This window comes from Thermogemmata fonticola (assembly GCF_013694095.1).
GTDB lineage: Bacteria > Planctomycetota > Planctomycetia > Gemmatales > Gemmataceae > Thermogemmata > Thermogemmata fonticola.
In genome coordinates this window covers 230,841-256,150 of the sequence record NZ_JACEFB010000002.1, presented here as the reverse complement: position 1 = coordinate 256,150, position 25,310 = coordinate 230,841, and the positions used below count along the sequence as shown (strand labels likewise).

Below are 25,310 nucleotides of genomic sequence, written 5' to 3'. Positions count from 1 at the left end.
CCGAGTCCAGTACGAAAAACGGTGGGGCGAACGTCCGGTTGAAGACGGACACATCTTGTCTTAGAGTAACAACACAGGACAGGCTACACCAAATAACTAGGGCGGGGGACAAGGAACTAGTTAGGGAGTCCTGGGATTTCCCAAGTGGGAATGACGAGGCGGCGGATTCTGGCAAAAAGTCCTGAACGCGGACCGAGACCATCAGCATGTTTGAAGGCATTACCCGTGGATTGAGCGAGGCACTCCGGAAACTGCGGGGGCGGGGGCGCCTGACACCGGAGAATATCCGGGAAGGGTTGCGGGAGGTCCGCCGCGCCTTTCTGGAAGCCGACGTTAACTTCCATGTGGTCAACGACTTCATCGCCCGCGTGGAGGCTAAAGCCACCGGCCAAGAGGTCCTCGCCCGCGTCGATCCTGCCGAGCAGATCATCAAGATCGTCTATGACGAATTGGTCGCCCTGATGGGTCCCGTCGATCCGCGGATTCCTCAACGCTCGGACCGGCCCGTGGTTCTGATGCTCTGCGGTTTGCAGGGTTCCGGCAAGACCACCACCGCGGCTAAATTAGCCCTGACCCTCAAGGAGCGTGGGCGCAAGCCCCTGCTCGTCGCGGCGGACCTTCAGCGCCCCGGTGCCGTCGAACAGTTGCAAACCCTGGGCCGCCAAATCGATGTGCCCGTCTATAGCGAATCCACGTCGCCGGTCGATGTCTGCCGCCACGCCGTTCAGGCCGCCAAGCGACAACTCTGTGACACCGTCATCCTGGACACTGCTGGCCGCTTGCAAATCGACCAGCAACTCATGCGCGAACTGCAACAGATCGACAATCTGGTCCAGCCGGATGAGGTGTATCTGGTTGTCGATGCAATGATCGGCCAAGAAGCTGCCAATGTCGCCAAAGCCTTCAACGACGCCTTGGAACTCAACGCCTGTATCCTCACCAAACTCGACGGCGACACCCGTGGCGGCGCCGCCCTTTCCATCAAGGCGGTCACTGGCGTACCGATCAAATTCATCGGCGTCGGAGAAAAACTCGACAAACTCGAAGATTTCGTCCCAGAACGGATGGCGGGGCGCATCCTCGGTCAGGGCGATCTTATGGGAGTCGTCGAAAAGATTGCCGCCATCCAGAAGCAAATCTCGGAGGAGGAACTCAAAAAGCAACAGGAAGCGCTGGCCAAGGGAGATTTCACCTTGGATATGTTCCGTAAGCAATTCTCCCTCTTGGCCCAAGTGGGCATGAAAGACCTGCTCTCGCGCATTCCCGGCATGGCCGACATGATTCCTGAAGGGGAAGACCCGGAAGTTGCTCTACGGCGCGTGCAAGGCATCATCGACTCCATGACCCGCCAGGAGCGGGCCAACCCGGACATCATCGATCAGTCCCGCCGCCGCAGGATTGCACGGGGCGCAGGGGTGGAAGTCCAGGAAGTGGGTCAGTTCCTCAAACAATTCGAGCAGGTCCGCCACCTCATGCGGCAGATGTCACAATTGTCCCTCTGGCAACGCCTGAAAATGGTCACGGGATTGGGACAAATGGGCGCATTCCTCCCTGGTGGTCTCGACAAAATTCAGATCAAGACGCCGGATGCCCAGCGCCGCAAAAGCGCTCGCGAGCGAGCCGAGGAACGTAGACGCCGCAATAAAAAGAGGCGGCGCTAATAAACCTTCGCTCCACCCCGTTCTTCCTCCTGCGCCAGGCCCTTAAGGGCCAGTCCGAAACTTACTTCCCCTCCGTGCTGAGTTCGATTGTGGCAGGCCCCATCGAACCCAAGCACAGCAGTCTCGTCAATCCTCCACAGGACGAGTGCGATTGGCCCAATGCGGCGGCGGTTCCCCTGCCACTACTACGCCTTTCTGATCCCAGCCCAGATAGGCCCGCACATCCCCTGACGTGTAGCGCAGGGTCAAACCACAGCGGCGGCGCGCAGAATAGTTGGCCTCTGACCCGTGCAACAACAGGTCCGAATGGAGCGAAGCCTCCCCCGCCCGCAGCTCCACATACACCGGCTCCCCGTATTTCTCCACCTCCGGCACAACCTGATTGAGCACATAGGCTGGATCGTTTTCCGTCAACTGATAAGTCAGATGGCCCAGGACATGCGTGCCGGGAATATACTTCATGCAGCCGTTATCCCGATCGGCGTCATCGATGGCGAGCCAGACGGTCACGGCCTTGCTCGGCGTTAGCGGCCAGTAACTGGCATCCTGATGCCAGCTCACCACCTTGCCGTCCCCCGGCAGCTTGCAGAAGAAATGCGACCCCCAAGCGATCACGCTCGGACCTAATAGGTCCCGCACGATGGCCACGATCCGCGGATGCGTCAAAATGTCCCAGACCCGCCCATGGCGCAGATGAGCGGAGCTAATCGAGTAGCTGTCTTTTCCCTCCGCGAGATACCGCTGCAACAAGCGGTCGAAATACTGGCGAATCTCTGCCATCTCGGATTCGGAAAAGATTCGGAAGGGCATCAGATACCCATCGCGGTTGAACCGTTCCACCTGTTCGCGGCTGAGGACCTGAAAAGGACCGGTCGTGTCGCACGGATGGAAGGACAGGTCTCGTGGAATGGCCGAAAGCTCATCATGTCCTGGAATCGTCTGGAAGGTGGTGGGTGGCGTCGAGGCAGTCATAGCAGTCTCTCTCCGGCGAATTGTCCAGCACCGGCCTTTCTCGCTGGCCGTCCCCCTTTCGCCTCAGTACCCGCGTTGCCTTTCAACCCCAACAAGGAACGCACCAGGAAGTAGCAGGCCAAGGGGATGCGGATGGCAGCGCGGACCGTGCCCAGAGGACAGTGCAGTCATGGTCAGACCCGAAGGGTGTTATATGATTTGCCAGATCGGCTCGGCTCCCTCCACACCCACCAGTTTTTGATCCAATCCTCCGTAGAAGTAGGTCAATTTATTGGGATCCAGGCCCATTTGCCAGAGCACGGTAGCATGGAGGTTTTTCACATGGAAGCGGTTCTCGACGGCCTCGTTACCAAGTTCGTCGGTGGCACCCACACTGACACCCCCCTTGATACCGCCTCCGGCCATCCACATGGTGAAGCCGTAGGCATTGTGGTCCCTCCCGGTGCCCTGTTCGTACTCCGCAGTAGGTTGCCGCCCGAATTCCCCACCCCAGATGACAATCGTGCTGTCCAGCAGTCCCCGGCGCTTGAGGTCCTTAAGCAGTGCAGCGATAGGTTGATCGGTATTGCCGGCATGCAAGGAGTGGTTTTTGACCAGGTCGCCGTGAGCATCCCAATTGTAATCATTGTGATTGCCGCCGGAGTAGATCTGGATGAAGCGGACGCCCCGTTCGACCAAGCGGCGGGCGAGCAGGCACTTGCGGCCAAAATCATCGGTACGCTTGTTGCCGATGCCGTAGAGGCGAAGGGTTTCTTCTGTCTCTTGGGAGAAGTCCACGGCTTCCGGGGCATATTGCTGCATTTTGAAGGCCAGCTCATAGCTAGCGATCCGGGCCATCAACTCGCTGTTGTCCGCTCGGCTGGCCAGATGCTGCTCATTCTTTTCCCGCAGGCGGTCGAGCAAGGCCCGTTGCTGGGCACGGGTCATACCTGGCGGCGGGGCTAGATCGTGGATCGGGTTGGCATCCGCCCGCATTACCACACCCTGATACGCCGCGGGCATATAACCGCTGGACCAGTTCTTCGGCCCGTTGATCGGTCCGCCGGATTTGTCCAGCATGACAACAAACGCCGGAAGATTCTCATTCTCGCTCCCTAGCCCGTAGGTGACCCAGCTCCCTAAACACGGACTGCCGGAGAGCAATCGCCCGCTGTTCATCATAAACAGGCCGGAACCGTGGATCGGCGATTCGGCATAAAGCGAATGAATGAAGGCAATGTCATCCACACATTGGGCCAGATGGGGGAACAGATCGCTGACCCATTTGCCGCATTGGCCGTACTGCTTGAAGGCGAACTTCGGCCCGACAATCCGCCCTTGATTGCGGTGGCCAGCCCGGCCGAACGTTTTGATCTTGACGGTCTTGCCGTCGTATTTGATCAGTTCCGGCTTGTAGTCGAAGGTATCGACATGGCTAGGGCCGCCGTACATGAACAGGAAGATGCACGCCTTGGCCTTGGGTGTGAAATGAGGCTTCTTAGGGGCCAAGGGATTGGTATAGCGGACGGGAGTGGGGGGACTCTTTGGGGGACCGCTACTTGCCAGGAGAGTGTCGTTATGTAACAAGGCTGTCAGTCCCAGGGCGCCAAAACCGGCTCCCACCTCCCAGAGGAATTCCCGCCGGGTCCGACCGCAAAAGTTCGCACTCGCAGCAGCTTGTTGTCGCATAGCCTATTCTCCTCACAACGTCGTTCAGGGGCTTGTTCTGTTGGAACCCCCACCACCCAGGGATTACCTTCAAGCCAGACCGCTCGACCTTCGTTGGGTGGGCACACATCTATAAGCAGTCCACTTCCATAAGCTCAGTCCAACTTCCATAAGCTCAGCCCAACTTCCATAAGCTCAGCCCAACTCTACTCACCAAGCCATCGCACGTCAGTCGATGTAGACAAACTCGTTGGTGTTCAGGCACAGGAGGCAGTAGCGGGTCAAGGCGGTGGCTGCGTCGAGTTGGTGATCGGCCATAAGTCGCTGGAGGAAGCGCAGATCAGCTTGGACTTCCTCCTCGGAGGGTTGCCGTCCCGTGGTCAAGCGGATAGCCCGTCGGATTTGGGCCGGCAAGTCGCCGGGGACTTCCCTTTGCAGGCGGCGGGCAAAGGCGGCGGCTTGTTCTTGGGTAAACTCCCCGTTAAGCAAGCCCAAAGCCTGCGTTGGCACCGTGGTGACATAACGCACCGGACAACTGCTGTCCGGATCGGGTTGATCGAAGCCGACAAGGATTGGCACCCGCAGCGAGCGCTTCACATGGACGTAAATACTCCGGCGGTTCCCCTCCTCCGGAGGCGAGGTGGGCCAACCCTGACCGGGTACGGACTGCCCCGCGAGCACTTCCGGCGGCAGCTTGGGATACACACTCGGACCATACATCTTGAGATTGAGTTGGCCGCTGACTGCTAGCATGGCATCCCGGATTTCTTCCCCTGTCAGACGCCGCATGTTGAACCGCCAGAGGTAGACATTGGCCGGGTCGCGCCGGAGGTTGTCCGGATCGCCGCGGGAAGAGAGCTGATACACCTGGGACATCATGATGAGCTTGTGCAACCGCTTGATCGTCCAGGGAGGACCAGGCACAGCCCAAGGGCGGCTGGGATCGGGAGTGGTCGGCTGGACGAACTCGGCGGCCAGCCAGTCAAGCAAGTCGGGATGGGAAGGCGGTTCTCCGAGTTTGCCGAAGTCATTGGCGGTGGGAACGATCCCCCGCCCGAAGTGGTACTGCCAGATCCGGTTGACCAGGACGCGAGCGGTCAGGGGGTTATCGGGCGAAGCGATCCAGCGGGCCAGTACCGTGCGGCGGCCACTGGTCCGAGCACCCGGCGGCGGGGACGGAATGACCGGGTCCGGTAAGCCGAACACTTGCGGCCAACCCGGCTGCACTGCCTTGCCTGGGGCGTGAGGCGAGCCACGGATCAAAACATGCGTGGGCGGCGGGGGTACCCAACAATTGTTGACAGATAAGGCCAACTCTTGTCCTTCGGGCGCCCGGCGGCGCTCCAAATCGCTCCGCTCTTTGCGAAGCGCCTCGTACTCCTGCTTATTGGCTCCTGTCAAGCGTGGAATGACCTTGGCCACCACTTTGGGCCGATCGGGACCTTCCGCCGCTCGCTGATCCTCCGCCGGCAATTGGCGGATGGCAGCATCCTCAATCGCTGTCATCCGTTGCCGAATTTCCGCCAGGCGAGCCTGTCTTTGTCTCCATTCAGCCTCGTATTTGGCCCGGACCTCCGGGGGGGAGATGTCCGTCAGGTTGTTGGGGGAACGGACATCCCGCGTCTGGGAGAAGGGTCGAATCTCGCGGAAGAAGGCGAGCAGGCGGTAATAGTCAGCCTGGGGAATGGGATCAGCTTTGTGCTCGTGGCAGCGGGCGCAGTTGATCGTCATGCCCAAGAAGGCCTGCCCCACCGTGGTGAGAATGTCGTCATAGTGGTCGTAAAGTGCCTGCTGCGGATCGGCAGGTTCGTCATCCCAAATGCCCAGACGATAAAAGCCGGTGGCGATGATGGCGTCCGGCTGATAGCCGGGCAATTCATCCCCAGCCAGTTGTTCGAGAATGAAGCGGTCGTAGGGTTTATCATCGTTGAAGGAGCGGATGACGTAGTCGCGGTATCTCCAGACGAAGGGTTTGGGGCCGTCTCGCTCGAAGCCGTTGGTTTCGGCATAGCGGACGACATCAAGCCAGTGGCGGCCCCACTTTTCCCCGTAATGAGGACTGGCAAGCAATTGGTCGATCAATTTTTCCCACGCTTGGGGGGAAGTATCTTGCACGAAGGCGTCGATCTGTTCCGGCGTGGGGGGCAAACCGAGCAGGTCAAAGTAGGCGCGGCGGATGAGGGTCACTTTATCGGCGGGTGCGACTGGATGCAGGCCGCGTTCCTCCAAGCGGGCCAGGATGAATGCGTCAATGGGGGTGCGCACCCAGGAGGTGTTACGAACGGCGGGAATGGCCGGACGACGCACCGGCTGATAAGCCCAGTACTTTTTCGCCTCCTCGGCGTCATGTCCTCCTGGCGAACGCGCCACCCCGCCTCCCAAGCGATCCGCGGGCACCGGCAACCCGTCCTTGACCCACTTTTCCAAGATGGCGATCTCTGCCTCCGAGAGTTTCCCCTTCGGCGGCATACGGATGTGCTCATCTTTGTAGTGCACCGCTTGGAGCAAAAGACTTTTGTCCGGCTGACGCAGATCGACGGCAGGGCCGCTATCGCCTCCTTGCAGGATAGCATGGCGCGTCCGCAGGTCCAGTCCTCCGCGGAGCTTGCCGGGATCATCCCCGTGGCATTTCCAGCAGTGCTGCCGTAACAGCGGTTGAACCTGCTTCTCGAAGAAAGCAACCTGTTGGGGAGAAAATGCCGCTGCCTTGTCACTGCCTTGGGCCTGGAGCCGAGCGAATTCCTGTCCCACCAGTACGAGCATCCCCGCCATCAGGGCGAACAGCAGGGTCGCACGCCCTAAAGTCACTCGATTTACCCCGGTGATGCAGTGCAGCAATTTGGACATTGATCGGAACCTCCCATTAGGAGGACGGATACGGGTAATCTGGACGCTGGCAGTACAGGCCGGAATGCTCAGGACAGCCTGGTGGGCTGCATTCCCGCACAGCTTTCCCTCGGTTGGTCACGGAGCCGGCAGCATTGGCTCCAGGGGGGCGGGCTACTCTATCTTCGAGATTCCTCCTTAATCTTACGGTGTCTCCACCGTCACTGCTACGACAATCGGGGCAGTCCGATCCGGACCTTTGATGAACTCGATGGATTGCAGGATGGCGTCTGGACGCTTCACCGGGATGGTCAGGTAACGCACCTGTTGATTGCGGAGGGCAAAGGCGAACTTGGACCCCGGCACATCAAACCGGCCGATGTAATCCGCAAAATGCACCCCGTTGCGCAACTCGTGGTCCTCCGTGCTGCCGTCGGCATAGTGCAGGCGGACAATCAGGCTGACTGTGCCGTTGGGCATGGGCCTCTGCGCTGCCCAACCGCCGATCCCGCTGAGCAGATGGATCGCCTTCGCTTTGCCAGAGTAGGGCAAAGTGACACGCCGGGGCATCTGAGGAGGAACAACTCCCTGCGGCCCATAGAGCATGACGACATTCTTCACCGTATCCTTCTGAGGATCGACGAGCACGAAGGGAACGCCCTCAAACACCTTCGGTTTCCAATCCGGGAAGATGAGGCGTTCCGCCGTTCCTCCCCGATCAAAGAACATATCTTTGGTGCTAACGACGGTAGCTACACGATCTAAAGGCAACGGCACATATTTCCCCTTGAGGGTCAGGAACTCCAGCAGGTCGATCAGTTCCTGGGTGCTCATGACCTTTTCAAACCCTTCCGGCATCAGGGATTTATCGGTTTCAACCAGAGACGCGATCTCATCCTTGGGCAACACATGGCGCCGGGCTTCCCCGTCGATCAGCTCCAGGGTGGTCGCCGTTTGCGCACCGATGATGCCCAGCAAGGTTCGTTCATCCGTTGTTTGGACTCGCCAGGCCTTGAAGTTGCCTTCCACACTGCGGGAGGGGTCCAGGATGTGGATGAGGATTTCCTCCTTGGGATGGACGGCGAAGCCGGTCAAGTCCGGCCCGATGGCCGTTCCTTCCCCGGAGTGCTGATGGCATTTGCTACAATGTTGGGTGAAGACTTTTTTCCCCTGAGCGGCATCGCCGTTTTTCGCCAACACGATCGGCTTGAGGTCCTCGATGACTTTCTGCCGGTCCGGGTTGGGCAATCCTCCGCCGAGGTCGAGCAACTTGCGGGCGCGGGCGGCGATGGTCTTATCCGGATGTGCCGCCAGACTGACGCGCTGATCCAAGGCCAGCCAGTCGAAGCGGGCCTCGCCTTTTTCGATCGCATCCAGCAAAGCACGAACGGCATCGGGGCGTTCCACGATCAAAGCCAGGGCACGGTCACGGCTCGCCGGCGGCAGTTGTTTGAGCACCTTGACCAGGGCCGGTCCTAGAGCGGGTGCTTGGGACGCCCGCAGGGCATCTAACAGCTCTTCAGCCAATGGAGGAGGAATCGTAGGAGTGAAGGCGGCCAACACCGCCTCAACTGCGGCATTTTCCTGCGGCTGGAACTCGATGAGCAGGCGAGCGGCAGCGGCCCGCTCCGCATTCGAACGTTGAGCGTCAGCTAAGACTTGACGGGCAGAGGCGGCCAAGTCCTGCAACTGCTTCTCCAATCCGCTCACACCCCAAGCTGACGCGAGTTTGAGCAAGCGGGCACGTCCCTGGGCAGAAAGGCGAGGTAGCAGTGCGGGGATGGCTTTGGCTACTCCTTCCGTTGAGTCCAAGCGCTGAGTCGCCGGCCAACCAGCGGCCAAACCAGCCAGCAGACGCTCAGTCAGTGCGGGGGACGCTTGGGATGCGGACTGGAGAATAGCTCCCAAAGCAGTACTTTCCCGCTGGCTAGCCAAGTGCCGGGCGACCCGCTCTACCATCGCCTGCGTCTCCGAACGATCGGGCAAGTCCGCGAGTTGGGCCAACAGATGGGACGCATGTACGGCGGAAGCTATGGTCAGCGCTGTTTGCAATTCGTCATCCAGAAAAGACCAGTTCCGGCAGGCTTGAATCAAGAGCCGGGCAGCCTCCGGATGCGGTGGAAATTCACTCAGCGCCAACAAGGCCGAGAGCTGCACGTAGGGGTAACCCTCCTGCCGCCAAGCATCGGCTAAGCGTGCCAGCAGAGCATTTTGGCGCGGGATCACCTGCCAGGCGGCCGCTCGGACTGCAACCTGTGGATGGCGGAGGGCGGCTAGCACCGCTTCCGCCGCTCGCTGATCCTGACCATCGAGCCGGCCCAATCCGTGCAGGGTCCACAAGGCGTGCAGCGGGGCGAAACCCTCACGGGAAAGACAGGCGAGCAAAGGTTCTACCACATCCGTTTGGCCGCGCTCTACTAGAAGGCGCTGGGCATGCAAGCGCCAGGTCAGATTGGGATGATCTAAGGCCGCTATCCAGGCGCGGGGGTTGGCAGCGGCCAAATCGGGGCGTGGCTCGATGGGAGCTGCCGTGTACACGACCCGGTAAATCCGCCCGTGTTTTTTGTCCCGTAGATCCGTCTCGTAGGCGTTCCCCCGACCGGTCCGATACCCCGCGGGTGTCGGATTGTGTTGCACAATGTAGTTGTACCAGTCGATGATCCAGACATGGCCATCCGGCCCGACTTGAGCATCGATCGGTGCGCACCATTCGTCATCACTCGCCAGCAGATTCCAGCCGTAGCGCGCCCGCACCGTTGCTCCCCGATCTTGGAGCAGGAAGGCGGCGGTCAGATGGCCCGTTGGATCCGAGACGAAGGCTGCTCGGTTCCAATACTCCGGCGGATAACTTCGCGCTGTATAGAGGGCGATATGCGAAGCGGCAGTGAACCCACCATGCCAGTCCACCTGCCGGACTTTGCTCGTGATCGGCTCGAAGTGGTTATCGGGAGCGATATTCGCCAACACCGTTGGAGATAACCCGCGTACCTTCTCGTAGTAGCGATTGGCAATCGGCATGTGGACGATCGGGCAGCCATTGGCCGTACTGCCGAAGAGCCGGCCCCATTCATCAAAGTTCAAACCCCAGGTGTTGTTGCTTGTGCTGCGGAGGAACTCCAGAGCCGTGACGGTCAGCCGTTCGTCCGCCCCTGTGCCGGTCGCTTCGATGCGGAAGCGATAGAAGCCCTGGCCGAAGGCGTGGCGTTGTCCGGCCACCGTACCGCGGAAACCGGCGTATCCCACGGCGCCGTAAATCCAGTTGTCGAAGCCATAACGCAGGTTGCTGGGACCGGCGTGTGTATCGTAGGTGCCCCAGCCACTGAGCAGAACTTCCCGCCGGTCAGCTCGGCCATCCCCATCAGTATCCTTGAGAAACAGAGTCTGCGGGGGTTGATGCACGATCAGCCCGCCGCGGTAGGGCAACAGACTGGTGGGAATACTGAGGCGGTCGGCAAACGTAGTGACGCGATCGGCCTGGCCGTCCCCATCGGTATCCTCACACATCACGATGCGGTCCCGGCCCTGACCCGGCGGCTGGAGTTCGTTCGGGTAGTCGAAGGTGATCGCCACGAATAGCCGGCCTCGTTCATCCCAGGTCATGGCTAGCGGCTTGCCGCCCAACTGCTCCTCCGTCACAAAAGGACGAACGGCGAAACCGACCGGAGTCACCATCCGTTGCAGGCTCACGGCAGTCGGCAGTGGCTTCTGCATCTTGTTGAGCGGCTCCGCCTGCTTTCCCCACACCTTCGACGGCGGATAGAACGGGATTTTTGCCGCCACATATTCGAACGGTTCAGGTCCCGTTGGCAGCTTCGTCATCTCCGGCTTGTCTCGATATGCTCCTGCGATGGCGGGATCCTGTCCGCACGCCCAGCGAATCCCTCGCTCCAGCAGGTTGTGGAAGCCAGGATGGCTCCAGGTCCGCTGATCATGCCCCCAAGCGGTGTAGAACACCCGACCCTTGCCCTCATGGCGCACCCAAGTCCACGGCTCTTGCATGTCGCCATCCGTGCGGACCTCCAACACCGTCCGTCCCTGCTCGTTGTGCCGGGTATGCACATACGTCTCATCCCAACTGCTAAATGGCTCATACCCCTGCATGATAGGATGATCAGGGCGAACCACTCGCGGGCGGAATACTCCGCTGCCATGACTACGGAATTGCGCCCCCACCAAGGCGACATACCGCGGGGAATTCAAGAAGCAGTAACTAGCGCAATGGATGGGAATAAACCCTTTCCCGGAAGCCACATACTCCACTAGCGCCTTCTCTTGTTCCGGAGCAATGCGAGGATGATTGGCATAGATGATCAAACCATCGTAGCGGGAAAGGGTCTCCGGACGCAGCACCTCCAGGCTATCCGCATAATCCACATGAATACCGCGCGCCGCCAACACAGGACGAATGATTTGGTAGCGTGTGCGGGGTTGATGTCCGGCGTCGTCGCCCAGGAACAACAGCCGCAAAGGAGGGGCCGAAGCCGGGGCAACTGAGGGCCGGTTAGAATCGGCAGGCTGCCGAAGAACTGATTGCGATACCACAGTCAGCGTGGCCACTGTTCCTAATAGGATCAGCGAGCTGAGCCAACGCATGAGCGCTTCCCTCCCGTAGTGACTCATGGATCGTGGTGAGTCAGGGATTCAACCGAGTATTCCTGCGCCGCCAGGGTCAATCTTTCTCGATGCTTCCCTACTCTCCACCGCTGGAGTAAACCAGCCGGGATGAATCTCGGAGGTATGCCAGCATGCAGCAGTAGGAATCGTTGGCAGCAGGCCACTCTCCCTTCGTGCCGCTTGGCCCGGCGAAAGCCGTGCTAAGTTATCCGGGGCGCCACTGCATCCGTCAAAGCCTCGATGATCCCAGCAATCGCTCCCTGGTATTTCGTTCCTTGGGCGCGGAGGATGCGGCACTGCTGGAACGAAGGCGGTAAGGCCCGTTGCTGCGCCCGTGCGATCACCCGATCCAACAAGTCGGGTTCGATGTCAAACAGGGGAGTGTGAATAAAGACCGCGGCGGGGTTGAAAATGTTGATCACAGCGGCGACAGCTAACGCGAGATAGCTGGCCATACCGTCCAGCTCCGCGGACAGATCGATTTGGCCACGGCGGGCCAGTTCGACGACTTCATCCCCTCCCACCGGGCGCCCGAGCTTCTGCGACGCCTGCCAAGCGAGGGCAGTATCGCTGACTACCGTTTCCAGACAGCCGTTGTTGCCGCAGCCGCAGCGCCGCCCCCCCTCCGTCACGACCGTCATGTGGCCAATTTCCCCCGCCAGGCCGTTATGCCCGGTAAACAGCCGACCGCCAAGCATCACGCCCAGACCCACCCCAGTGGCCACATCCAACACGGCGAAATCGTCCACCTGCTGGGCCAAGCCGTAATGCCGTTCCGCGAGGCACAACGCATGGGATTCCTGCAACAGGACAGCGGGCAAACCCAAGCGGCGCCCCAAGTCCGCCGCCGGTGTGTGGCCGTTGGTCATCGGCACGTTCGGGGACAAAATCCCCCGCCCGGCCCGATCATCGACCAGTCCCGGCAAACTCATCCCTAACCCCAAAGTCTGCACCTCGGCCTCCATCAAGTCCCGTGCTGCTTCCTCAAGCACAGCCAGAAGTTGTTCGTAGCTCCCCGGTGTCACCACTCGGCGGACTGGCTGGCGCAGCGTCCCATCCAATCCTGCTGCCGCCACCCAGCAATGCCCCGCGTCCACCGCTACACCCAGAACTTGGACCCGCGAACGCGCCAGGCGCACCTTCACCGCTGGCCGGCCCCGACTCGACTCCGCCGTGACCCCTTCTTCCACCTCTTCCACCAGCCCCGCACGCAGCAACGACGCCACCGCCTTCGACACCGTCGGTGCACTTAGGCCGCTGGCACGAACCACCTCCGCCCGCGACAGTGGACCGCGGTTCTGCAACAACTGTAACACCAACCGCTCGTTCAGCCGGCCCACCAGCGACGGTCGTGGCAATGCTTCCGCCTTGCTCCGACCATTGAGCCTGACCCATTTGGCTACATTCTGCCCTCGCATACCCGCTATCATACATCTCTGCCACTATTTGTAAAGGATATTTAGTAAAGAAAACTAAAAAATTTCCGCCACCAGGATCAACGGCCCTTTTTGAGTTGGATTTTCCCTTGCTTTCCACGGCCTCAACGCCCATGTAGTTCCGCGCTGCACCGCCCAAAGTGGTTCGGTCCGCACGAGGCAGTTCGTTTGGCAAAACAACAATCCAGGCGAAGCCCAAAAGAGGGTGGCGAACGTGATTTCATCTCCTGCAACGGCGAAGCCGGTTCCATCGTGGGCGGCAGAGTGGATTCCGTCGATGGCCTGGAAACCGAGTCCAGAAAAAGCCGGCAGAGGAAGGTTCAGTCTTTGCGGCCAAGGCGAGGTGGTTGCCGCAATTGTTCCAGCACGGGCGGGCTGAGGATCGTCACTCCTAGAGCTTGGGCATTGCGATCCAGTGCGGCATGGCACAGTTCCCCCAGGTCGGGGTAGCGCATCAGGAGCATCTGCACTGCCGCCAAACCGCGTTCGAGGCGGTCGAATTTGGGGCTTTTGGGAGGAATGGCGGCCTGTTCTAAGGCCTTGACAAACATCTCGTTGGAGCGTTGGGCGGCATCGACCTCCGGGCTATACGCCTGCAAGGCGGCCTTTGCAAGTCGGGAAGCCGATTGCACTGCGCGCAACAGAGGCGAGTTTTTCTCCCCTTTTGGGAAGGGGCGTTCGACGAATTCCCTTTCCAGATTTTGGATTCGCTCCTCGGCTTCCTGCAAGCGTCCTTGCTGTACGTAGAGGAGCACCAGTTCCAGCGTGGCTGCCACAACATCATCCGGTTTGCTGCCGCGCTTATTGAGGATGGCGAGCAGTTCCCGCTCTCGCCGGGGAACGAGGGGGGACAGATAGCGAAAGTCTTCGTTGGGAGTTGAGTTGCTAACGTTGGGGGGAGCTGCCTCTTCGCTGGAACCGGGGCGTAGACGAGTGGCATGCACAGCCAAGGCTATCACAGCCCCGAAGCCGGCACCCAACACGCCCACAAGCAGGGCCAACCACCACATGCTCCGGCGGTGCAGCGGGGGATGGGCAGGAAACGGCACAGTCGTTTGGTGTGAAGCCGAGGGCGACGGAGAGGGACTTTCGGAGCGCAAGCCGGAAAATGACAGATGCATCTCCGCTGCCGCCTTGTGAACCCCGCCTCCAGAGTGGAGTTGTTCCCGGATACGGTTCAAGTCCCGCAGAATCTCGCGTACGGATTGATACCGCTGCTCCGGCCTTTTAGCCATCATCTTGTGCACCATGGCACAGAGGTCTGGCGGCAAATCAGGCCGGAAGGCAGACAAGGGGGGTGGCTCCTCTTGCACATGCTTGAGGGCCACGTCAAACGCTGTCTTCCCCTGAAATGGCGGCTCCCCTGCCAGCAAGTGAAAGCAGGTGACGCCAAACGAGTATATGTCGCTACGGTGATCCACGGGTTGGCCCTGGACTTGCTCCGGGGACATGTACAGCGGCGTGCCCAAAGTCACCCCGCTTTGCGTCAGATGCAGGGCGGGACCTTCAGGCGCGAAAAAACGCGACAAGCCGAAGTCCGCCACCTTCACCTCCACTTTCCGCGTCAGGAGGATATTTTCTGGCTTAATGTCCCGGTGCACGATCCCCACCTCGTGGGCACGCTGTAAGGCCAGCGCCACTTGACGGATGATGCTCAAGCAAATGGCCAAGTCCGGCGGGCCTTTCCGTTCCAGATAGTGCCGCAGATTCCGCCCTTCCACGTACTCTAACACCATGAAACGGAAGCCGTCAGATTCCCCCAGTTGGTAGATCTGCACGATGTTGGGGTGATTGAGACGGGCGACGGCCTCCGCTTCGGCTTGGAAACGCTTTCGGGCCGTCTCCGTATCCTGAAGGTCGGAACGGATCAGTTTCAGGGCCACTTCTCGCTTGAGGGACAATTGCTCGGCCAGATAAACTTGCCCCATCCCGCCGTATCCTAAGCGGCGGAGCAAGCGATAATCGCCGAGGATGCGGCCGGTCAAATCGGGGGGCGGAACCGCCGAAGCGGCCGACCCGGTGGAAGACGCTACTTCCGACATGGTCAATGTCTTCCCTCTAAGGCGGGAGGAGGCTCCTGGTTGTGTTTCCCCTCCTGGCCGGAAACCACCCTAGTCCTATCATACCTGCGCTTTTGCAAAAGAGAAATGAGAGTTGCCCCCGCCTGTTTCGCGGATTTTTCCCTGAGGAGGCGGCAAATCCCTGATGCCCCCACTGACCCCAAGCGATTCTCCGTATAGGTTCCCACAGAACATGAGAACACCGACGGCACCCAAGCTAAGAAGGGTGACTTGACCCACCAGAGGCTTGCGAATCCAAGGACTATCCCCCGAGCCCAACAAACGCCCACAAACTATGACGAAGACTCCCCTGACACACCAACCGCAGCAGTGGAAGCGTGATCCGACCGCGAAAATGGGTGGGGCTTCTTCCCTTCGCATTGTGGAACGGCAACAAATCCCCTCTCCGGACTCTAGCCCGGTTTGCCCCGTTGAATCAACACAAAATCTAGCCACCCCAGCCGATTTGCGGTTCCCAGCCTGCTTCCTTTCCTATAGGTGCCTCACGCTGTTTCTGGCCCTATCCCTGTGCATCGCTAGGGGAACGGGAGGGGTTGAGCCGCCAGCACCGGCGCAGGACGTGATACCTCAGGAAGTAGAACGCATCCGGCAGGCTCTGGCTGCCGCTAAAGTAACTGTGGAAGTGGACCCCCTCCTGCCGCCCCAAGCTCCTCTTTTGGTGCGTTGTGAGGCAGCCAATGACAAGCTCCTGCTCCAACTGGCCCAGTTCCCCCAGATCGGCGGTATCCACATAGCCGAAGGCCGACTCTGCACTGCAAAGGGCTACGCAGCCCTAAAAAATCTGCCCCAGCTTCAAAAACTGGCGATCGAACATGCCGTGCTTTCGCCGGCCAGTCTCGCCGCCATCACCCAGTGTTCCCAATTGCGATCTTTGAGCCTGATCGACGCGGGCCTGACCGACAGCAGTATCGTCCCCTTGAAAGCCCTGACACGTTTGGAGCACCTCAATCTGAGTCAGAATCCGAAAATCACCGATGCGGGTCTGAAAACAATCGCGGCTATGGAGCGACTCCGCAGCCTGCATTTGGCCCATTGCAAGATCACAGACAAGGGGCTGGCACAACTTCAGAACCTGGAGGGCTTGCGTACCCTGAACGTTGTCCAGACCGCTGTCACTCAAGAAGCGCTAGAACGCCTGGCCGATGCCCACCCCAACCTGAGAAATATCCGACGTTAGCGAGTAGAGCCACCTGTCACCGTGACTTGGGCTTCGGTCTGTTGACCGCTGGATGTCGGACCATATCGCCCTCCGAGAATAGCCTGGGCGATATGGAATAGCTCGCGCGATCTAGGGAAAGCTCACCGGATTTTCCTAGAATTATGGCTGCTTCTTCATAGACACCGAGAGGAAAAAACTCCATGAGATACGGTTACGCTCCGCGATGGCGGCCCACCCTGCTGGCGGCAAGCCTGATCCTGGCATGGGGAGCCACCTCGGTGATTCATCCCCGCTCGGCGGGACAAGCACCGCCGACGTTGCCCCCACACCTGGTGGCTCCCACTGACCCCTTGACACCTCAAGCCGAACAACAAGCCTTCACCTTAGCTCCCGGTTTCGAGATACAATTGGTGGCGTCGGAACCGCGGATCGACAAGCCCATCCAGATGGCCTTCGACGCTCGCGGACGCCTTTGGATCACCACGAGCCGCCATTATCCCTTTCCTGCCGAACCCGGCCAGGGACGGGACAAAGTGTATATCCTCTCGGACTTCGATCCCCAAACCGGCCAAGCCCGCACCATTCAAACTTTCGCCGAGGACCTGAACATCCCCATCGGCATCTTACCTTTACCGGATGGGCGATCGGCCTTGGTCTCCAGTTGCGGGGAAATCCGCAAGTACACCGACCGTGATGGGGATGGCCGCGCCGATGAGCAGGAGGTTCTGTTGCGCGGTTTTGGTTTCCGTGACACCCACGGCATGTACAACTCCTTTACGCTCTTGCCGGACGGATGGGTGTATGCCTGCCATGGCTTTGCCAACGACAGCACCGTCCGCGGCCGCGATGGCCATACTGTCCGCATGCACTCCGGGCACACCTTCCGCTTCCGCCCCGATGGCTCCCGGATAGAAGTCTTCACTTACGGGCAAGTCAATCCCTTCGGCATTGCTTTGGATCCGTGGGACCGGCTCTACACCGCCGATTGTCATTCTCGACCCATAACGCAGTTGATTCCTCAGGCCTACTACGACAGCTTCGGCAAACCGCATGACGGTCTCGGCTTTGGCCCCCATGTCACTCGCCACGATCACGGCAGCACCGCTTTGTGCGGATTGGTCTGGTATCAGGCCGACCATTTTCCTACCTCATGGCACGGCCATATGTTTCTGGGTAACGTCGTGACCAACCGCATCAACTGCGACCGGATCGAATGGCACGGTTCCTCCCCGGTCGCGGTGGAACAACCGGATTTTTTGGTTAGCCGGGATCGCTGGTTCCGCCCGGTGGATTTGAAGCTGGGACCCGATGGTGCTCTCTACGTAGCTGACTTCTACAACCGGATCATTGGCCATTACGAAGTCGATCTGCGCCATCCGGGCCGGGATCGGGAACGCGGACGCATCTGGCGGATCGTTTGGCGGGGCACAGGCCAGGCACCGGCGGCTCCTCCCCGCCTTCCCTTCCGCGACCTGACGGTTGCTCCGCTGGAAGAACTGCTCCGCCTAGCGAATCACACCAACCTGACCGTCCGGCTGCTAGCCCGGCTCCAATTGGCTCAGCGCTTTCCGCAAGCCCTCGCAGAGCGGCAGGTCCGCTGGGACCCACCCACCGCTTGCCGGACATTGGCCGAAAGCCAGGATCCCCATCGCCGGCGCGCCGCCGTCGATTATCTGATCCTTAATCCCAGTGCTGACGCCCTGTCCCACCTGTTGGACCTGCTCCGCACTTGCCCGCCGGATGATACCCACCTGCGCCATGCCGGCCGGATCGCTCTAAGAAATATCTTGCGAGACGCCAGTACCGGTTGGTCCGCTGCGGCCCGCCGACTCCAGGAACGGCCGTCGGACTTGCCTTTTGTGCTGGACGTCCTGCATGGACTGCCGACGCCTGACTCCGCCGTCTTCCTGGCCCAAGCTTGGCGGGAGGCCGGCTGGACTCCGCAATCTCTCCAACAGCGCTGTCAACTCCGCTTCGAGGATTATCTCCGCGGGGTGGAGTTCCTTGCTCGCCATGCTCCCGCCGAGACATTGCGTTCGCTCGCGGTTGTCCTGAAGCCGGACGGATCCGCCGACGCAGACACCGCTCTGCGTATTGCCCGGTCCTTTTTCCGAGGTCGTTCGGGACAAGTGGTGGAAGATGCGCTCTTCCCCACGGCTTTGGAAAACCTGCTACGCGAGGCATTGCAGCCCGCCCAACCCGCTGCCCAGCAAGCCCTGGCGCTGGAGGTATTGTCATTACTGCGGCCTTCTCTAGCGGATGGGCCGCGCCGCCAGAACTTGGATCGCTGGGCCGCCCCCGCCCTCGCCTCCTTGCTCGCTCATCCCGCGGCGCTGTTACCGGTGCGCCAGCAGACCATCACTTTGGCCTTGCGTGACTATGCCGCTGCCACGGCTGCCCCTCTGGAACAACTGCTCACTGCCCCCACTACACCACCGCCCCTGCGGGAACATCTCCTGCTCACGTTAGCGGCTCAGCCCCACGCTTTGAACCTCCCCTCGCTGCGAGCCGCCTTGCGCGAGGCTCTCAAGCAGGCCCCCTATCGCTTGGCCCATGCTGTTGCCATGCAACTCGCTACCAGCCGGCCCGGTGCGGAACTGTTGCTCCAAGCGGCCCAGCACCAGGAACTCTCCCCGCAAATCCTTCAGGAACGTCCCATCCGCGAGCGGCTTCAAGCTCTGCGTCAGCCGGAGTTGGAAAAACAGCTCACCGCTCTTACGAAGAATCTTCCCCCTCTCGATCAAAATCTGCAAAATCTGATCCGCCAGCGAACGGCGGCTTTTTCCCGGCACCGGGCCGATCTGCAAGCCGGCGCCCGGCTCTTCATCCAGCATTGCGCTCCCTGCCACCGCCTCGGTTCGGAAGGCGGCACCGTCGCCCCCCAACTGGACGGCATTGCCCAGCGCGGAGCGGAACGACTCCTCGAAGATATTCTCGATCCCAACCGCAATGTTGATCCCGCCTTCCGTGCCCACGTCATACTCACCACGGACGAGCGCACGCTGACCGGTCTGGTCCTCCCCAGCGAAGACCCCAACGTGCTGCTGCTAGCTGATACCGCGGGCAAGACGCTGCGCCTTCCTAAAAAGGAGATTGTCTCCGACCGCGAAACGCCCCTTTCTCCCATGCCGGCCAATTTCGCCCAACTCTTGCCGGAAAAAGACCTTTACGATCTGCTCGCCTTTCTCCTCCAGCAGCGCAGTCCTCCGAAAAAGCCTTGATCTTCTCTTGGCCGATTCCTGAACGCTCCCCAAACGCTGAGAGCGTGTTCTACACTTCTAATGCCTTGCGAAGCTGCATAACTCTGCCGCTGTTTTTGCTGGACGCAGAACGTCCAACCCCAGTGGCGGTGGGAATGATTGGTCTCTTTCCCTTCCGAGCAACCCTTATGCGACTCCGCTGGCTCTATGCTGAAATCGCCGTGTTCTTAGCCGTGTGGATCGCGCTCATGGTCCTCTTGCGGGAACGGGCTTTTTACGATCCCGGCTCTCTTTGGCACATCGTGGTCGGCGAGATCATCCTGACGCAGGGGATGCCTCAGAGCGATCCTTTCAGCTTCACGTGTGCGGGACAGCGGTGGGTGCCGCAACAATGGGGAGCGGAAGTGCTCATGGCATTACTCCACCGTGTCGGCCAATTGGATTTGCTATTCCTCATCTTCACGGCGGCCTTGGCAACCCTGTACGCCTGGCTGTTCCACCGTGCGTTACACTATGGCATGGCGCCAATTCTCGCGGGGTTGATGGTTGCAGCCTGCTTATTCGCTGGGGCGTTCCATTACTATGTACGTCCCCACATGGTCACGATCGCTGCTCTGGCCTGGACGATGGCCATCCTCCTCGACGCGGAGCAGCGCAGTCTCTCCTCTTGGCGGCTTTACACTCTGCCCCTTTTGTACATTCTCTGGACCAATCTCCATGGCGGAGTGCTAGGGGGAATCCTGATGCTGGGTCTTGCGGGGAGCGCGTGGGGCATCGTTTTCCTGTTGAACCGTTACACTGGTCTTTCACTGGGGGAGACACCCTGGCGGCACTGGCGCGAGGTCGGGCTTTGGGCGGGAGTTCTTAGCGCATGCGCCTTGGCTCCGCTGGTCAATCCTCACGGTTTGGAGATGTTTCGCATCTGGAAGTCGATTGTCTCCTCACCCGTCCTACCCCGCGTGATCGGGGAGCATATGCCGCTCGATCCTACCCGTCCATTTACTTGGCCAACGCTGGCGCTGGGGGTCGTTTATCTGCTTCTGCTGATCAGCGCGCTTCCCGCCATCCGGATCACCTGGCTTCTGCCGCTCGTCTGGTTCTACTTCAGTTTTCAAAGCATCCGCCAGGCACCCTTGTTTGCCGTGACCGTTGCGGTGACTCTGCCCGCCCTCTGGCCAGCCACCCGCTTCTACCGCTGGCTGCGCCGGTTCAGCGATGGCACCCTCGTTTGCCCTCCCGCACCTCGCCCTGTCCGCCCCCTTATGGTTCTGGCGCCCCTGTTGGCTGTCAGCGTGGCTCTGGTCCTCCAACTGACCCGCACCCCCGTGCCCCTCTTCGGGACCGGTTGGGCACGGCTTAGCCCCACGATGACTCCCATTGAGCTGCGTGACACGCTCCAGCACTATGCCCGCACTTTGCCCCCCGGTACGCCCATCTACAACGATCCCAACTTCGGCGGCTTCCTTATCTACTTCACACCCCAATTCAAAATTTTCATGGATGATCGCTGCGAACTGTACGGAGATGCTTGGCTACAACTTTATACTGACACAATTGCCTTGCCGCCGGAACAACTCGGCCCCATCTTTGAACAGTGGCAGCAGCGCTACGGCTTTCCTTTGGCCCTCATCGCCACCTCTCCTTATACCCCCAAAAGCTCCTTGGAACAGTATCTCCTCTCTCGCCCGGATCGCTGGCGGGAAATCGCCCGCTGTCAGGCCGCTGTTCTCTTCGCCCTGCGTTCGGAGGAAATCCTCTCTTCTGCTTCCTCGGCCTCCAAAAAAAATGGCGGCCCGCCCTAAACTGCATGGCCGCCTCCCGTCACCCGGAATTGTGCCTCGGGGGAAACCGCGATTCCTCTGCCGTCACGTGAAGTTCAAGATGGCTATTGGACCCCTGACTTGCTTCCACTTCTTCACGAACCCACCCTCGCTGCCCCCATCCACTGAACTGGCCACCTGAAAGTTGACCTTTTCCAATTCCAAGCGATCTCGCCCGCTCCCCGCATCGATGTCCACGGCTGCCACAAAGGTGGCCTTCTCTAGTTCTACCCGATCATTTCCCGAACCTAAATCCACCTGTATTGTACCTGAAAAGGTTCCGCGTTCCGCTTCAAACCTGTCTCCTCCTACTCCCAAATCCACCGTCACAGCACCCCCATAATTCCCCTTCAACTTCACTTTGTCCTTACCCCATGTGTCTTGCACTTGGATGTCACCGTCGAAGTTGCCGACGAATTCCACCTCATCGTTCCGGCCCGCTAACTGTACGTCGATTTGACTAACCCCGGAAAAATTGGTTCCCCCGACGATAACCGTCAACTCCTTCCCGACGATGTTGACTGTGTCTCCATTGAGAAATACGTTGATCTGATTGGCCAAGTCATCGCCTGTGAGGGTCAAGGTTGCCCCGACCAGACTCGCCGTAACGATTCCTGCGGGTTGGCAACGATCTTCCAGTAGTTCACAGCGCAATGGCAAACGTTTCATAGCAACCCCTCCCAAAATCAATGGGGCATTCCTCCCGAAATGGTCCGTGAACTTTTCCTCACCCTTCTGCGAGTCGAGACTTGTCTTTAGTCTAACTCCCTTTCCGCAGGTGTCTAGCGAGAAACTGTTTTTTTCCCCGGTCCAAGTGCAGGAAGATGATTCATTCGGCGATATTTTCTGCGCCGGAACTTGAGATACCTTCCGCGCGTGAATTGATCCGTCCGAGGGGGAAAGGTTTGAGGAAAGGACTCAAGGGAATTGCAACTCCAGCGGAAATCTAAGCACATCGGAATTGATGATTGTCCAAGTGACGCCCTCCAGGTAATCTGGAAGGAGTTGGGACAAAGACGAGTCGCGGTTCGCCAACGGGAGATTTCGAGAAAACTTCGCCGTAGGAGGTTTCGAGAATGAAAGGGCGGCTTTCGGCTTGGGGCATCGGAACGTTGTTTATTATCAGTGCGGCTACCCTGTGGGCTGTATGGTCAGAAGGGAGGACTGTCCCCGCAGACTCCAACCAAAGCGGGTCACCGCCAGAGTTACGTGCGGAAGCCAACCTTCAGGCGGCAGAGAAGCTGGGATGGTTCCCTGGCAGCCCGCGTCCAGAAATCCGCCCGCACTTTACCGTGGAACACCAGGCCGATGGCACGCTGATCCTGACAATCCAACAGGACAACCAACCGGGACTGGGCGGCTATTGGGAGAAGCGATTCCCAGTCACGGGCGGCCAGTGGTATCAGTTCCGGATGGCTTACCGCGCCCAGGGAGTGGCGGTCGAACGCCGTTGCGTTCTGGCGACCGTCCATTGGCGGAACAGCCGCGGACAGAAAGCCCGGTCTGATGAACCGACTGTCCGGCATTTTCTCCGGGGCTTTACCGTGATGGCGGAAACGGAGTTTCCGGAAACTCAGCCGAAGCGGGCCGACGGCTGGAGCGTGGTCGAGGGCCAATACCGTGCACCGGCCGAGGCTAGCGAGGCGGTCGTGCGCTTGCATCTACGCTGGGCACCCGGCGGTCGCGTCCAGTGGCAGCCGGCGGAGTGCCGACCCTGCTCGGCACCGAATCCCCGTCTGGTCCGACTCGCCACCGTCCATTACAAACCGCAAGGCGGCAAAACTCCCCTCGACAATTGCCGACAGTACGAAAAACTGATTGCCGAAGCCGCCCGACTCCAAGCCCATCTCGTCGTCCTCGGAGAGGTGATCCCGTACGTGGGCCTCCAGCGGAGTTTTGCGGAGGTCGCGGAAACGATCCCAGAGGGCCCTTGTTGCCGGTATTTTGCAGAATTGGCTCGCCGCTATCAGTTGCATATCGTGGCGGGGCTAGTCGAGCGGGACCGGCACTGTCTGTACAACGTCGCCGTCCTCTTCGGTCCGGAGGGACAACTGCTCGGCAAATATCGCAAAGTCTGCCTGCCGCGTAGTGAGGAGGAAGCGGGCTTAACTCCAGGAGAGGATTATCCCGTCTTTGAGACCCGTTTGGGAAAAATCGGGATGATGGTGTGCTACGACGGCTTTTTCCCTGAAGTGGCCCGAACTCTCACCCTGCGAGGAGCCGAGCTGATCGCCTGGCCCGTGTGGGGATGCAATCCGCACCTGGCCCAAGCGCGGGCGGCGGAGAATCATGTTTTCCTCATCAGCAGCACGTATGAGGATGTATCGCGGAATTGGATGATATCGGCGATCTATGATCGCAGCGGAGCGGTGTTGGCTCAGGCGGAAAAATGGGGGAGTGTGGCCGTGGCTGAAGTGGACCTATCCCGCCGCACCTATTGGGGCAGTCTGGGAGATTTCCGGGCGGCGATCCGCCGGCATTGTCCCGTCATTCCCTGTGAAATCCCCTCGTCGCTTCACACCACGCCGAAGTAGAGGGCCCGTGTTCCCGATACGGAAAGCCAAGCTTTCGCCCCAAAAATCTAGCCAAGCTCCTGCCCCAAAATAATCGACTACCCGCGCACCCACCAGGGCAACCGTCCCTCAGGCCGTTTCTCGGTCAGAAAGCACTCACCCAGGCCGTCCCCTTCCTCGGCTTACAATTGGGGGACGGTGACCCATTTTTGGGTCCGAGCGGACTCCAAGATCGCATCAAGCACCAACTGGGTTTCCAAGGCATCACGGAAAGTCGGAGCCGCGGGCCGGCCTGTTTCCAGCCCTTGGAGGAAATCGGCGACCTGATGGGTAAAGCTGGCGTCATAACCGATCGCTAGGCCCGGTACCCACCACTTATCCATGTAAGGGTGCTCTGGGCTGTTGTCGGTGACGTGGACGCTCTTCCATCCCCGGATGCGGCCTTCATCCCGATAATCGAACACCTGCAAGCGGTGCAGGTCGTGCAGGTCCCAAAACAGGGACATGTTCTCGCCATTGATCTCGAAGGTGTATTGGGCCTTATGCCCTCGTGCATAGCGCGTGCTTTCAAAATTGGCGAGGGAGCCGTTGGCGAAGCGGCCAAAGAATATGCAGGCGTCATCAATCCCCACCGGTTCGACCTTTCCTGTGAGGTTGTGGAACCGTTCCTTGATGAAGGTTTCCGTCATGGCACAGACGCTTTCGATGCGTCCATTCATCCAAATAGCGGTGTCGATACAGTGGGCGAGCAGATCGCCGGAGACGCCGCTTCCCGCCGCCTGAACATCCAAGCGCCAGAGAGCCTGTCCGCCTTGAGGCAGGTCCGCCTTGATGGTCCAATCCTGGAGAAACTTGGCGCGATAGTGGAAGACGCGTCCTAAGCGGCCATCATCGACCAAGCGCTTAGCTAAACTAACCGCGGGAATGCGGCGGTAGTTGTACCAAACCATGTTGGGAACACCGGCCTTTTCCACCGCTTCAACCATTTCGCGCCCTTCCGCGGCATTGAGGGCGAGGGGCTTTTCGCAGAGCACTCCCTTGCCATGTGCTGCTGCCGCGATCGCAATTTCCTTATGCAGATTGTTGGGCACGCAAATATCCACAACATCGATATCCTTGCGTTCGACCAGTTTGCGCCAATCGGTCTCGATGGAGGCGTAACCCCACTGCTCGGCAAAAGCCCGGACTTTGGCCGCATCCCGAGCACAGACCGCTTGCAACACCACCTCATAGCGAGCTGAGGGGAAAAATCGCCCGGCTTGCAGGTAGGCATTCGTATGGGCACGGCCCATGAAGCCATAGCCCACCATTCCAATCCGCAACGGTTGCTTCGGCATCGTTCAACCTCCTGAGCGTTACGGGAGTTTACGGGGTTCAACAG

The 25,310-nt window shown here is 59.8% G+C and carries 13 protein-coding genes; 5 read left to right on the top strand and 8 right to left on the bottom strand.

Annotated features, from left to right (window positions below; all coding sequences use genetic code 11):
* Positions 1 to 206 precede the first annotated feature (206 nt).
* On the top strand, positions 207 to 1,661 hold the full coding sequence (gene ffh, locus H0921_RS04575) for a signal recognition particle protein (protein WP_194536861.1): 1,455 nt from the start codon (positions 207 to 209) through the stop codon (positions 1,659 to 1,661).
* Between the two features lie 126 nt (positions 1,662 to 1,787).
* On the opposite strand, the gene H0921_RS04570 is transcribed toward ffh, so the two are convergent.
* The 6 genes from H0921_RS04570 to H0921_RS04545 form a co-directional block, all read right to left on the bottom strand.
* Entirely contained in the window at positions 1,788 to 2,633 is an 846-nt protein-coding gene (locus tag H0921_RS04570; protein WP_194536860.1) for a phytanoyl-CoA dioxygenase family protein, read from the bottom strand.
* A 189-nt stretch (positions 2,634 to 2,822) separates the two neighbouring features.
* Positions 2,823 to 4,301 (bottom strand): DUF1501 domain-containing protein, encoded by a 1,479-nt coding sequence (locus H0921_RS04565; RefSeq protein WP_194536859.1) that lies wholly within the window; start codon positions 4,299 to 4,301, stop codon positions 2,823 to 2,825.
* 207 nt (positions 4,302 to 4,508) lie between these two features.
* The gene (locus tag H0921_RS04560; protein ID WP_228499002.1) at positions 4,509 to 7,127 is read right to left on the bottom strand and encodes a DUF1553 domain-containing protein; all 2,619 of its coding nucleotides are present in this window, start codon (positions 7,125 to 7,127) and stop codon (positions 4,509 to 4,511) included.
* A 183-nt stretch (positions 7,128 to 7,310) separates the two neighbouring features.
* The gene (locus H0921_RS04555) at positions 7,311 to 11,699 is read right to left on the bottom strand and encodes a PVC-type heme-binding CxxCH protein (protein WP_194536858.1); all 4,389 of its coding nucleotides are present in this window, start codon (positions 11,697 to 11,699) and stop codon (positions 7,311 to 7,313) included.
* 221 nt (positions 11,700 to 11,920) lie between these two features.
* Entirely contained in the window at positions 11,921 to 13,150 is a 1,230-nt protein-coding gene (locus H0921_RS04550; RefSeq protein WP_194536857.1) for an ROK family transcriptional regulator, read from the bottom strand.
* 326 nt (positions 13,151 to 13,476) lie between these two features.
* Positions 13,477 to 15,198, bottom strand: a complete 1,722-nt coding sequence (locus H0921_RS04545) for a serine/threonine-protein kinase (protein WP_194536856.1) — start codon at positions 15,196 to 15,198, stop codon at positions 13,477 to 13,479.
* A gap of 598 nt (positions 15,199 to 15,796) precedes the next feature.
* On the opposite strand from H0921_RS04545, the gene H0921_RS04540 reads away from it, so the two are divergent.
* From H0921_RS04540 to H0921_RS04530, 3 genes are all read left to right on the top strand, one after another.
* Positions 15,797 to 16,414, top strand: a complete 618-nt coding sequence (locus H0921_RS04540) for a leucine-rich repeat domain-containing protein (protein ID WP_194536855.1) — start codon at positions 15,797 to 15,799, stop codon at positions 16,412 to 16,414.
* A 182-nt stretch (positions 16,415 to 16,596) separates the two neighbouring features.
* Positions 16,597 to 19,617 (top strand): PVC-type heme-binding CxxCH protein, encoded by a 3,021-nt coding sequence (locus H0921_RS04535; RefSeq protein ID WP_194536854.1) that lies wholly within the window; start codon positions 16,597 to 16,599, stop codon positions 19,615 to 19,617.
* A 167-nt stretch (positions 19,618 to 19,784) separates the two neighbouring features.
* On the top strand, positions 19,785 to 21,398 hold the full coding sequence (locus tag H0921_RS04530; protein WP_194536853.1) for a hypothetical protein: 1,614 nt from the start codon (positions 19,785 to 19,787) through the stop codon (positions 21,396 to 21,398).
* A gap of 63 nt (positions 21,399 to 21,461) precedes the next feature.
* On the opposite strand, the gene H0921_RS04525 is transcribed toward H0921_RS04530, so the two are convergent.
* Positions 21,462 to 22,085 carry a hypothetical protein gene (locus H0921_RS04525; protein WP_194536852.1) on the bottom strand — a complete coding sequence of 208 codons (624 nt, stop codon included), beginning with the start codon at positions 22,083 to 22,085 and terminating at the stop codon, positions 21,462 to 21,464.
* Positions 22,086 to 22,492: 407 nt separating this feature from the next.
* Between H0921_RS04525 and H0921_RS04520 the strand changes: the two genes are divergently transcribed.
* Entirely contained in the window at positions 22,493 to 23,950 is a 1,458-nt protein-coding gene (locus H0921_RS04520; RefSeq protein ID WP_194536851.1) for a carbon-nitrogen hydrolase family protein, read from the top strand.
* A gap of 161 nt (positions 23,951 to 24,111) precedes the next feature.
* Here the strand turns inward: H0921_RS04520 and H0921_RS04515 are convergent, their stop codons facing one another.
* A complete protein-coding gene (locus H0921_RS04515; RefSeq protein WP_194536850.1) occupies positions 24,112 to 25,266 on the bottom strand; it encodes a Gfo/Idh/MocA family protein in 1,155 nt (384 codons plus the stop codon).
* Between the last annotated feature and the right edge of the window lie 44 nt (positions 25,267 to 25,310).

What these genes read in the sequence shown, in the direction of transcription:
- H0921_RS04560 (WP_228499002.1), bottom strand. Translation starts at nt 7,127, where the DNA reads ATGTCCAAATTGCTGCACTGCATCACCGGGGTAAATCGAGTGACTTTA.
- H0921_RS04535 (WP_194536854.1), top strand. Translation starts at nt 16,597, where the DNA reads ATGAGATACGGTTACGCTCCGCGATGGCGGCCCACCCTGCTGGCGGCA.
- H0921_RS04525 (WP_194536852.1), bottom strand. Translation starts at nt 22,085, where the DNA reads ATGAAACGTTTGCCATTGCGCTGTGAACTACTGGAAGATCGTTGCCAA.
- H0921_RS04530 (WP_194536853.1), top strand. Translation starts at nt 19,785, where the DNA reads ATGCGACTCCGCTGGCTCTATGCTGAAATCGCCGTGTTCTTAGCCGTG.
- H0921_RS04520 (WP_194536851.1), top strand. Translation starts at nt 22,493, where the DNA reads ATGAAAGGGCGGCTTTCGGCTTGGGGCATCGGAACGTTGTTTATTATC.
- H0921_RS04555 (WP_194536858.1), bottom strand. Translation starts at nt 11,699, where the DNA reads ATGCGTTGGCTCAGCTCGCTGATCCTATTAGGAACAGTGGCCACGCTG.
- H0921_RS04545 (WP_194536856.1), bottom strand. Translation starts at nt 15,198, where the DNA reads ATGTCGGAAGTAGCGTCTTCCACCGGGTCGGCCGCTTCGGCGGTTCCG.
- H0921_RS04550 (WP_194536857.1), bottom strand. Translation starts at nt 13,150, where the DNA reads ATGATAGCGGGTATGCGAGGGCAGAATGTAGCCAAATGGGTCAGGCTC.
- H0921_RS04565 (WP_194536859.1), bottom strand. Translation starts at nt 4,301, where the DNA reads ATGCGACAACAAGCTGCTGCGAGTGCGAACTTTTGCGGTCGGACCCGG.
- H0921_RS04515 (WP_194536850.1), bottom strand. Translation starts at nt 25,266, where the DNA reads ATGCCGAAGCAACCGTTGCGGATTGGAATGGTGGGCTATGGCTTCATG.
- H0921_RS04570 (WP_194536860.1), bottom strand. Translation starts at nt 2,633, where the DNA reads ATGACTGCCTCGACGCCACCCACCACCTTCCAGACGATTCCAGGACAT.
- ffh (WP_194536861.1), top strand. Translation starts at nt 207, where the DNA reads ATGTTTGAAGGCATTACCCGTGGATTGAGCGAGGCACTCCGGAAACTG.